Raw genomic sequence first — 11,646 nt, 5'->3', positions numbered from 1 at the left:
TCTTCGATTTCATTAACAAAGGTGAGATATTCTTTTGAATTCAGGGAGGCTATCCTTTTGGCGCGGATCTACGGCTTCGGGCTGGATTTCCAAAAGCAATCGTTCCATTCTCTACATCACGATTTACAATAGAGCCTGCGCCTATAATACAATCATTTCCTATTGCCACGCCAGGAAGTACGACAGAACCTGCCCCGATAAAGGAAGAGATCCCTATTTTTGCCCCACCACATATCGTTACTCCAGGTGAAACAAAGGAATGATCACCAAGGACAACATCGTGCTCAACAATTGATCCTGTATTGACTACGACATTCTTTCCGATCGAAACCGAATTTTGTATAATCACTCCAGCCAAAACCTGAGCAGATCGATCTATCTGAACAAAAGAGCTGATAATCGATTGAGGATGAATGATTCCTTGTACGGAGATTAAGGAACATTCCCATTCTTCGAATTTTTTTACTCGTAGAGAAAGAGATTTTGTAAATCCAAATCCGTTGGCTACTTGTAGATTGTCTTTGGAGAATTTCGATAGCTCACTATCATCACCTAAAACCTTGATTCCAAATACCTCGGTTCCTTTCGGTAGGTCTCTATCTATAATCCCGGAAACAGGAATCCCTGCCTGCAGTAAACTATCCAACACAACTCTTCCGTGTCCTCCGCAAGCTACCAAAAGAGTCTCTCTTTCCTTTTTTAGATTCAAATCAGATCATCCTCTATATAGTCTTGATTTGATTCTTTACCTATAAGATTCCAAAACTCGATCGGCCGAATGCCTGTGCCGGGTCTTTTTATTGTTAGGTTTTCAGAGGAGAACCGTTCCCCTCTTCGGATTGCCTTTTTGGCAACAATACTTTTCCGAACCACTTCAGCATTTTGAGCTTCTGAAGGAGCAGGGAGTTTCATTCCCGTTCCAAGAGATAACTCAATGTCTCGGATAGAATCAACTAAGGATTTTAGTTCTTTAGGTTCCAAAGATGCTAAATGATCTGGCCCTTCTTGCGTTTTATCAGCCGTGAAATGTTTTTCAATTACTTTCGCTCCCATAGCAACAGCTGCAACTGAAACATGAATCCCTTCTGTATGGTCTGAATAACCAACATCCAAACCGAAAGCTCTTTGGATAGTTTGCATCGCCTTTAAATTTACATCGCTAAATTTAGCAGGATAGTCTGTAGTTGCGTGTAAAATTGTAACTCTCCTTTTTAACTCCGCATAGCCAATTTCAGAAGCAAGCGCATGCATAAGAGAAGTTCTATTAATTCCCACAGAAGAATCTTTTAAAAAACCAAGAGTCAATATTGATAATGCCTCTTCTATCTCAGCTAAGTTTCCCATACCCGAAGAAAGAATCACTGTTTCAGCAAATTTTCCGACCTCGAACAAAAAAGGTGCGTTGATCAGATCTCCCGATGATATCTTGATCCGTTTTAGCCCAAGTTTATGAATCAAAAAATAAAGACTTTCCTGATCAAAAGGAGTAGAGAGAAACTCTATCCCTAGAGAATTGGCTAGTTCAAAAAGTACAAAATGATCATCTTCGCTTAACTCAAGTTCCTTTAACATCTGGTACTGAGAGTTATCCTTTCCTGTATTGTTAACTTGATATTCAGCTTTTCTTGCGCTCTTTGTTACCAATAAATCAGCTTTAAAGGTTTGAAATTTGACAGCATTGGCACCAGAATCTTTGGCTATTTTCACAAGATCCTTTGCCTTTTCTAATGAGCCATTGTGATTCACTCCGGCTTCAGCAATAATAAATGTCTGAGTTAATTGAGATTCCATCAATGTTTTACACCATCTTACTTTACAGAACTAGGAAGATTCACGAGACGCTCTTCTATCCATTTCGAGTTTCTTAATCCATCGGAGATACAGTTTTGAAACATTGGCAATGAACTCATTAATTTCCAAGCTGGTCTACAAAAAATACCCGACTGATTCAATGTGATGAGTAAATGTTTTTTTTTCTCTTCATTCTCGCAGAGAATTGCATTCAACCAATAATTGCTCTTTGCATGCGTTGGTTCTTTAATAAATGTAAACTCTGTACCTTTAAAGAAAGTCTCATAGATCGTAGCTAAATGTCTTTTTTGTATTAAAAATGATTCCAATTGTTCCAATTGAGCAAGACCCAAAGCTGCATTCAGATTCGGCATTCTATAATTATAGCCGATTTGATCATGGAAAAAATCATATTTATGTGGTACTTTTGCAGTAGTTGTTATATGCTTTGCTAACTTACCATCCTCGAGTTTTGAAAGAATCATACCACCCCCACCAGTAGTGATGATCTTATTTCCATTAAAAGATAGTGTTCCAAATCGAGCGAATGTTCCTGTATGTTGCCCTTTATAAAAACTTCCTAGTGACTCAGCAGCATCCTCCACCAATTCGATCTTCCAATCATAACAAATTTTTTGAATCTCATCTATCTTACAAGGATGACCAAAGGTATGCATCGGCACACAGGCTGCGATCTTTCTGCCATTCTTCTTATATATGCAATTTGAGTCACGAATCTCAGCATTTTCATTCAACCAATTAACGAGAGCAATAGGAGACAATCCAAGGGTTTCTATATCTACATCAATAAAGATCGGCTCAGCTTCCAAATAAGTAATCGCATTACACGTTGCAACGAATGTCAGTGCTTGCGAGATAACATAATCACCTGATTTAACGCCTGATAAAACTAGAGAAGCATGAAGAGCGGCAGTACCATTTACAGTTGCGACTGCCGATTGCGAGTTTGTATAAGTAGCAATTTTGTTTTCAAATTCATTTACAAAGACTCCCACACTCGATACAAATGTAGAATCAATTGCCTGGGTAGTATATGCCTTCTCGTTTCCTTGAAAGATTGGTGCATGGAGAGGAATATCACCATTTGATTGGTAATAATCTCTTATAAGTGATTCTATTTTTTTTTCCAAATGAAATTACTCTGAAAATTGAATGTTTAGAGGTTATAAATATCTGCTTTGTAACGAGATAAATTTTCTTTAGAACTAAACCACTCTATGGTTTCCTTGAGTCCCCTTTTGAAACCATCCAATCCACCATATTGTGGTTTCCAATCTAATAAATTTAATGCCTTACGATTGTCAGCCCACAGACGTTCCACTTCACTTTTCTCTGGCCTAAGTCGATCTTCATCTGTTATAATATTTATTTGGGTTCCCATCAGCTCAGCAATCAAGAGCGCAGTATCTCCAACGCTGATTTCAAAGTTGCTTCCAATATTGATCACTTCACCGATTGACTTCTGACTTTTATGAGCGGCAATGAATCCTCTAACAGTGTCCTTAACAAAATTAAAATCCCTTGTAGGGCTAATCTTACCAAGCTTAATTTCTTTTTTACCATTTGCTATCTGTGTGATGATTGTTGGAATAACTGCACGTGCAGATTGCCTTGGGCCATAAGTATTAAATGGGCGTACTACTGAAATGGGTGTTCCAAAAGATGCAAAAAAAGAGAGAGCTAGCTGGTCGGCGCCGATCTTACTCGCTGAATAAGGTGACTGTCCTTGCAATGGATGATCCTCATCTATAGGAACATATTTCGCAGTCCCGTATACTTCGCTCGTTGAAGTATGAATCACTTTATTAATACCTAACTCTTTTGCGGCTTGTATCACATTCAAGGTTCCCTTGATATTCGTATCTACATAGGTATCGGGTGAATGATAAGAAAATGGAATCGCGATCAATGCGGCTAAATGGAATACCGAATCACAACCTTTCATTGCTTGTTTGATACCATACGGATCTCGAATATCACCTGAAAATATCTCAACTGATTTTAAAGTATCTTTACTGAGTGTCTCTAACCAACCCCAAGAATTCGAGAAATTATATAAATTAAATGCTTTTACTTCAAAGCCTTCTTTCACAAGCCCCTCTACCAAATGAGAGCCAATAAATCCTTCAGCACCTGTTACCAATACTTTCATACGCTTTTTACTTTTAATTTTCCTTAGATAAAAAATATTAAATCTTATTTTTAAACACCAGGCAGATTGATCTTATTAAAAACGTTTAATCTGCTTTGCAGGAACACCCGCTACTAAAGTGCCAGGTTTCACATCTTTCGTAACAACACTTCCAGCTGCTACTATTGCATTGCTTCCAATGACAATCCCTGGCAATACAGTGGATCTTAAGCCTAGATAACATCCCTTCTCTAAACGAACGCCTTTCTTTTGTGATGCACTCGTCAGAAATCTCTGAAGATGAAATGGATAATAGGAATGAGCTAAAATTGTAGTTTGAGCAATGATGGTTACTTCGTCTTCAATGATGACTAGATCAGGCTCTGCATCATCGATAAAAACATCAGTTCCAATGAATACATTTTTTCCAATCTTCACTCCACGCAATCGATGAATGAAAACTCTAAGCCCAGGTGTTAAAGGAACTAGCCGAGCAAATTGATGTAAAACACGATTGAAAAATGCTCGAAAGATTTTTAGTCCTTTTGATTTTTCACTGATTGGAATTTGACCCCAAAATCGTTGAAAAAAACTCATCGAGTCTCCATTTATTTATAAAGTCTCTCATTGTCTTGTATATCCATCCACATCGCAAACAATAGAGATTGAAAAGAACTTATAGATAAGAAGGTGAAAAATAATAAAGTCCCAAAAGACCATTCCTCTCCGTAGATAACTGCCTTAACAATTCTGTAGATAAATGGGATATCCATAATTGCCAAGAAAAAGGAGAAATGATATAGCAAAAACAATGGATGAAAATCTCGAAAAAAGTATTTCAACCATAATCTCTTAAAAAAAGAACGGATCAATAATATACTAATTTTGGGAATCACTTTATGAATTTTCATTTTTGATTTTTCACCGACATTGTAGACGGGTCGAATCTCAACTTCTCTAATTTTACAGAAAGCAATATTCAATTTGACTAATAGATCATTAGGGTAACCATATCTAGGGTATATATCAAACAATCTGAGAGATTTCAGTGCCTTTTCGGAAATCGCCACATAACCTGTCTGGGTATCCGAGACATGCCAATATCCTGATGCAATTTTGGTAAGAATTGATAGAATTGAGTTTCCTATATACCTAATTTTCGGAATAATCAACCACGCACTGCTATGAATTAGTCGGTTCCCTTTTACAAAATCTACCTCTCCATTTACTATGGGAAGACATAGAGATTCTAGCTCAGAAGGATCCATCTGACCGTCACCGTCCATTTTCCCTACACAGGAAAAGCCTAAAATAGCGGAAATTTTATAACCTAATCCCACTGCAGCACCTGCACCGGAATTTTTCTTTAAGTTAACAAGAATTACCTTTTGTTTGGGCTCGAAAATTAATTCAAACGGTACAAACCGATGAATCTCCTCATTACTCATAACAAGATCGCCAATTTTGGCATTCAATCGATTTGAGTTGTCAGGTAATTTTTTATTTTTTATATAATTTTGGACTACGTCTTTTGTTTTATCAGTAGAACAATCATTAATTACTAAAATATTATCTACGAATTTAGGCATCGTATTTAGGACACCTACAATTTGTGTTTCTTCGTTATAAGCTGGAATGACAACCGCGACAAGTTTACCGTTTAACATATTTACGCCCTGATAACCTTTTCTAAAGCTGACTTATACCTACCACGGGTATCGATAATCAACTTTGATCTTTCTAGTAAAAGATTATAGTCAATTGAATCATGATCCGTGATTACTACTACACAATCGGATTCATCAATCAATTGGGTACTTAAATCAGAATTTTTTAACTGAATGCCATGTTCATTAAATTCAGAAATATAAGGATCATGATAAAATACCTCTGCCCCCAATTCTAATAATTTTTGTATAACGAAAAGTGACGGGGATTCACGCAAATCATCTATATTTTTTTTATAAGCAACACCGATAACGATGATCTTGCTTTTCTTTAATGATTTTTCAGACTTGTTCAATCCATAAATTATCTTTTCAATTACATAATTTGGCATCGAACTATTAATATCTCCGGCAAGCTCAATAAACTTTGTATGAACACCATACTCTCTCGCCTTCCAAGTAAGATAAAAAGGGTCTATGGGAATACAATGTCCTCCTAAACCGGGACCAGGATAATACGGCACAAAACCAAATGGTTTCGTTGCAGCAGCACGAATCACTTCATAGATATCTATACCCATTTTATCAGCGACAACTTTCATTTCATTCACTAAACCAATATTTACGGCTCTATGTATATTTTCCAAAAGTTTAGTCATCTCTGCAGTTCTTGTGGATGAAACTTCAACAACTTGGTCAACAATTTTAGTGTACAATCGGGCTGCTATTTCTCTACAGCTGCTTGTAACTCCACTAACAACCTTAGGAATGTTTTGTGTAGTAAACTTTTGGTTTCCAGGATCTTCTCTTTCTGGTGAAAATGCCAAAAATGCATCCAACCCACAGGTGAGTTTGGACTTGGTTAAATATGGTTGTAGCACCTCTTCGGTAGTACCAGGATATGTAGTACTTTCTAAACAAATAAATTGCCCTTTTTTCAGATGGGGAAATAAAGATTCCATAGTCTGAAGAATATATGTAAGGTCAGGTTCTCGATAAAGAGTCAGAGGTGTTGGAACACAGATTATGATAACATCCGATTTTCCGACAAATTCATAATTTGAAGTAGCTTGGAATTTACCATTCTTGCGATAAACATCATATTTATCGCTTGGGATATGTTTTATATAAGTCTTTCCAGTTGATATCGCCTGTATCTTTCTCTCATCCGAGTCTATACCGTACACCTGGAAACCTACTTCTAAAAATCGAAGAGCTAATGGTAAGCCTACATAGCCAAGTCCAATTACGGAAATAGCCAATTCAGAAGATTCGATTTTTTGAAATAATTTTTCTTGGTATTGATTCATTGGAAAAATCCTAAACTTTTTCTTTTAACTTTAAAAATAATTAAATAAGGAAAGAAAACATATCTATCGAATCATGGGTTCTCGAACCATAATCCAGTCGCCATCAGTATTCTTTCCAGGCAAGTTTGTCGTTTCTATGCTAAAAGTTAAGCTACTAGATGTTTCATTCTGAAATGCGAAGCTGAATTTCCTAGAGTTATCTTCTGGTTTTATCTCTATTGATCTTTCAAGTAAGATTTCTTTATTCTTCTTGATCAGAACCTTTACAAATGCTCCATCACTAACATTCCAATTTTTGGAAAGAGTATGGTATTCTACAAAACTTTCAAACTCTATCATTTTTCTCTTTGGAAAGTTGAGTTGATATTCAATTTTAGTTTCTGGACTCATAAATAAAATTCGGTTTGGCAATTGGAATATTGACTTTCCCCAGGGAGCTTCAAAGTCTTTTAAACCGTAGAGTTTTGCCTCAGGAAATTTCGAATACAAATCAATGAAGGGAGTTTCTTTTTCTTTTGGGAACGGAAGAGAATAAACAAAACGACCATGAGTTGTCAATAATTCTTTCTGGTTGGGAAATCTCAACTCGCTCACTAGAAAACCGGCTTTCTTTACATTATATACATCGTTTATTTCCACAATTTCAGCACGATCAGAAGAAATATTGAAGAAGGGGAAATACCTTTCGATAAAAAAACGATGGTTCATATCAGATGAATTGTTATAAATTCGGATGAGTCCAGATTCCACTTTTTCTATTCTTCTAAAAACATCTAAATTTGCTATGTAAGTCTTGTTCAAGAAGATATCCATTGATCCCACGAGACCTAAAGATGAAAAGATTAGTGCGGGTAAGGTGATCAGTGCAACTCCAAACTTCTGTCTCGCGATAGGGAGGAAGATCCATAAATTTGCAAATATTACGAGAGTTGGATATAAGTTGGGAAAGGAGTAAAAAAGATACAATTCTGGCACATTGAATGATTGAAAGAATACTCCAGAATCGATTGCGAACCACTTACCTTTAACGAGTATTAATTGCTGAAACATTAGGAATAACAAAATAATGGTGATAGGTAATCCTATTTTTAATCCAAAAACCTTAGATTTAAAAACCTCTCCTGAAAACGCATACAGAAGCCACAGAAAAGATAAATAAATGATATACCTCCCTCTCAAACCAGAGGTTTCTAAATTTGTCTCTCGCATGTGCCAGGTGGCCAACCCAATCATTCCGAAGGAAATCAATAGGATTAAAAAAAGGAAACGTTTGTGCTGAGGACTTTTATGTTTTGTGAAAAGTTGCATCAAAATTAGTGTGCCGAATGGAAGAACCATTAAAACGAAATAAAGAAAATATCTTAGAAACCAGGCAGATAAATTCAACAAGGGATGAATCGTTAAATGTCTCGCCTGACTTAAGAGAGCAGGGTTAAAATAATCCTTTGCTAAATAGGAAATTTCCCTGAACGATATGACAGTCCAAAATAGAAAAAAACTAAAAGAGATAAAACAAACTAAAGAAAATCTAAGTAATCTCGGTTTCCAGAATTCCAAACTTTTTAAATTGTCGAAGTCAAAGGGATATACCCTCAACCACCAGGCTAAAAGGAAAACAGGGAAAAGCACTATCGCAAAGTAACGTGTTAAGTAACAAAATCCTAATAAAAAAGCGAATATGATATCATACAAAATTAGATCGTTTTCAATTGATTTCAGCAAAAAGTAGACTGTTAACAAAAAAAGAAACAAAAAGAGATTTTCACTCATTATCAAATTAGGGAAGACAAATTGAAATGGTAAACACTGTGATAAAAATGCTGTTAAAATTGCGCTATTCCGGGTTCCTACTTGGTTGGCAATCGAATATACTGGATATACAACGAGAGATGTAATGAAAATATTACTTATTTTCATTACAAGGTAAAAGTTATTAAATAAGAAAGATGGGATAAGAAAAATAGAATAAAATGGAGTTAGGTGAAAATCAAAGTAAGACCATTTCGAAAATAAAAGAAAAGCATTTTGTTTAAATTCAAACTCATCTTGCATGATAAAAGGACCAGGAAAATCTAAAAGTAAAAATAACTTAATGATCATACCAAAAAGGAAAATTCCAAGTAAGATCAGGGAAACCCTTTGATTTAAGATATTTTTACTAAAGCTCATGGTTGAATCAAAAATTTAAACTTATAACTTTTTTAGGAAAGGTATAAGACCTCTCTCTACGCTTTCAAACAGTACTGCATCTGGCTTTTCCAATGCTATTATTCTTTCTATCGATGCATTGTCTTCCCACACATTGATGAGTATAACCTTTGAAAACGATTCAGCAAACAAGGGAATCATGGGGATAAATTGGGAGTCTCTAACCGCCAATAGTGTTTTTTGGTTTCGTGTATTTAATTTCGAATGATTCTCCGCTACATAGAATTCTTTTGTAATGGGAACATCTTTGTAGTGATCAATAAAAGGAGTAACTTTAATGAAATCTTTAGATGGCACATCAATAAAGAATTCAAATTCATCATAAAGCCTTCCAATTCCCCAAAAAATGCGAACAAGATCACCTGTGTACAATCTTCTCTCTACTTTACAATCCTGCAACTTGAGTTTTTGAATATTTGCTAGGTTTTTATCTAACAATAAGGCATCCATGACTCTCTCGTATACCTCGAATGCTGCAATATCATTCCAGTGGGAATCAGCTTTGAAATATAATTTTTTTCCCTTTCCTTTTGCATCATTCAACAAGGGAAGTGTGTTTATAAACGTGCTTCCAAGCTCTTTTTGGATTTGGGTATTATAGATTTCTAAACTTTTTACTTGTTTCCACTCTGCTTGAGGATACTTCAGATACTCTGGATACACTGTTTGTTTGTCTGGAGCAATGAAGAAAATAAAAGGAATATTAAGATTTTCGAATTTATTTTTCCAGTGAAGCAAACCTTGTAAAATGTTTTCAATATTTATAATTTTCTCTTTTTTGTGAAATTCTTCCTGCTCTCCTGCAAAAAAAATCCAACCAGATTTACCAATGATTACTTTATCAGTCGAAGATTCGTTAAAAACTTTTAAGGTTATCAGATTTGCTGAGAAAACCAAAAAATTACGAAATCCGAAATGATCATTATAATAAGATTCAATTTCTCGAATATACTGAGTATAGCTTCCGTTAAATTTGGGTACATCCGCCGTTTGTCTATTTTCAGTAAGCACAATCTGAGGCTCAATGCTTATAAATTCATTGATCAACGGCAACGTCAAAAATGCACAAACAAGAGTAACAAAGAATTTCTGAATCATAAAGTTAGACTTAAAATCTAAAATAAATAAATGGATTATAAGTTCCCAATGCTAGTTTTGCTGAGGAAAGATATAATAGTACAAGTAAAAAAGCTGACCTTAAGAAGGATGCCAGAGATTCGCTCAATCTAGTTGCCAGAATCGTTCGTATTTTCTCCACAATTCTTTCACTTGATATACAAACTGAAATCAAAAAAATAAACACAACTTCATTGCTAACTAAATATCTGAGAGTATAACTTGAACTACTATTGGAGAAAATTCCAAAAGAAGAGAAAAAGTCCATGGCCAACCTTAATGACTCTGCTCTAAAGAAAATCCAACCAACGACAATAACAAACATAGTATAAACTTTTTGGATAAAAAATGGTGCTCTCGTGATTAGCTCACCAAAAGTAGATCTCTCCAGAACTAAAAACAAACCGTGCCAAAGACCCCATATGAGGAAGGTCCAATTTGCACCGTGCCATAAACCGCAAAGTGTAAAGACTAATAGCAGATTAAAACCTGTAGAAACTATATTTCCGCGATTTCCACCTAAGGGAATGTAGAGGTAATCTCTAAACCAGGTAGACAGCGAAATGTGCCATCTTCTCCAAAATTCCTTCATGCTTAAAGCAGAATAAGGATAACGAAAGTTCTCTTGAAAATGAAAACCGAACATCCGGCCTAAGCCGATCGCCATATCTGAGTAACCTGAAAAATCAAAAAATATCTGAAAAGTATAAGCAAAGGCCCCTATTAAAGAATAGAGAAATTCTTGCTCTCCAAGAGGTATTCCGAAGGCTCTATCTGCTACCTTTGCAAATACATTCGCAATCAAAACTTTTTTCGAGAGACCGATGATAAATCGTTCTAAGCCTTCTTGAAAATCTTTGAACGTCTCCTCTCTTTCCTCTATCTCTTTGTTAATATCTATGTATCGGACGATTGGACCTGCGATCAACTGAGGAAAAAACGAAATATAAAGAGCCAAGTTGATGAAATTTTTCTGCGGTACTACTTTGTCTTGGTAAATGTCGATGCAATACGACATTGCTTGGAATGTAAAAAATGAAATTCCTATGGGTAAAATAATTGCTTGGCTAAATGCATAAAATCTATCTGGGAGAGGTATCAGCGAATTTAATTGGGATGTAAAAAAGCTTAGGTATTTAAAGAAGAAAAGTAATAACAAATTTGTAGCGACCGCCAGAATAAGAATTGCTCTGCTTTTTTTTCGACCAAGCAACAAACCAAAAAAGTAATTTCCTACAATGGATGCAACCATCAAGAGTGCAAATTTTGGCCCACCCCAAGCATAAAAAAAGAGACTTGCCAACAAAAGAAAAATATTCTGAAACGATTTCTTCGTTGTAAAATAAAAGAATACGACGATCGGCAAATACCTGAACAAAAAGTAAATTGAGCTAAATAACAT

Annotated in this window: 10 protein-coding genes; all 10 read right to left on the bottom strand. The window is 35.5% G+C overall.

Annotated elements, in window-relative coordinates:
- Positions 1-49: 49 nt before the first annotated feature.
- The gene (locus DI060_RS01565; RefSeq protein WP_108972998.1) at positions 50-709 is read right to left on the bottom strand and encodes an acetyltransferase; all 660 of its coding nucleotides are present in this window, start codon (positions 707-709) and stop codon (positions 50-52) included.
- Positions 706-1,791 carry an N-acetylneuraminate synthase gene (gene neuB, locus DI060_RS01560; protein ID WP_108972995.1) on the bottom strand — a complete coding sequence of 362 codons (1,086 nt, stop codon included), beginning with the start codon at positions 1,789-1,791 and terminating at the stop codon, positions 706-708. The genes DI060_RS01565 and neuB overlap by 4 nt, the downstream gene beginning before the upstream one ends.
- A 17-nt stretch (positions 1,792-1,808) precedes the next feature.
- Positions 1,809-2,942 (bottom strand): LegC family aminotransferase, encoded by a 1,134-nt coding sequence (locus tag DI060_RS01555; RefSeq protein WP_244594247.1) that lies wholly within the window; start codon positions 2,940-2,942, stop codon positions 1,809-1,811.
- Between the two features lie 26 nt (positions 2,943-2,968).
- Positions 2,969-3,964: an NAD-dependent 4,6-dehydratase LegB gene (locus DI060_RS01550; protein WP_108972993.1), complete on the bottom strand. Its 996-nt coding sequence runs from the start codon at positions 3,962-3,964 to the stop codon at positions 2,969-2,971.
- 75 nt (positions 3,965-4,039) lie between these two features.
- Positions 4,040-4,540: an acyltransferase gene (locus tag DI060_RS01545; RefSeq protein ID WP_108972991.1), complete on the bottom strand. Its 501-nt coding sequence runs from the start codon at positions 4,538-4,540 to the stop codon at positions 4,040-4,042.
- Between the two features lie 11 nt (positions 4,541-4,551).
- Entirely contained in the window at positions 4,552-5,610 is a 1,059-nt protein-coding gene (locus tag DI060_RS01540) for a glycosyltransferase family 2 protein (RefSeq protein WP_108972989.1), read from the bottom strand.
- 2 nt (positions 5,611-5,612) lie between these two features.
- Complete coding sequence (locus DI060_RS01535) at positions 5,613-6,920, bottom strand: nucleotide sugar dehydrogenase (RefSeq protein ID WP_108972987.1); 1,308 nt, start codon at positions 6,918-6,920, stop codon at positions 5,613-5,615.
- 63 nt (positions 6,921-6,983) lie between these two features.
- The gene (locus DI060_RS01530) at positions 6,984-9,020 is read right to left on the bottom strand and encodes an LTA synthase family protein (RefSeq protein WP_167836876.1); all 2,037 of its coding nucleotides are present in this window, start codon (positions 9,018-9,020) and stop codon (positions 6,984-6,986) included.
- A gap of 90 nt (positions 9,021-9,110) precedes the next feature.
- Complete coding sequence (locus tag DI060_RS01525) at positions 9,111-10,226, bottom strand: alginate O-acetyltransferase AlgX-related protein (protein ID WP_108972983.1); 1,116 nt, start codon at positions 10,224-10,226, stop codon at positions 9,111-9,113.
- 10 nt (positions 10,227-10,236) lie between these two features.
- On the bottom strand, positions 10,237-11,646 hold the full coding sequence (locus DI060_RS01520; protein WP_108972981.1) for an MBOAT family O-acyltransferase: 1,410 nt from the start codon (positions 11,644-11,646) through the stop codon (positions 10,237-10,239).

Origin of the sequence: Leptospira ryugenii, assembly GCF_003114855.1 — a bacterium.
In the GTDB taxonomy this organism is placed as follows: Bacteria; Spirochaetota; Leptospiria; order Leptospirales; family Leptospiraceae; genus Leptospira_A; species Leptospira_A ryugenii.
This window is presented reverse-complemented; position numbering and strand designations above follow the sequence as displayed.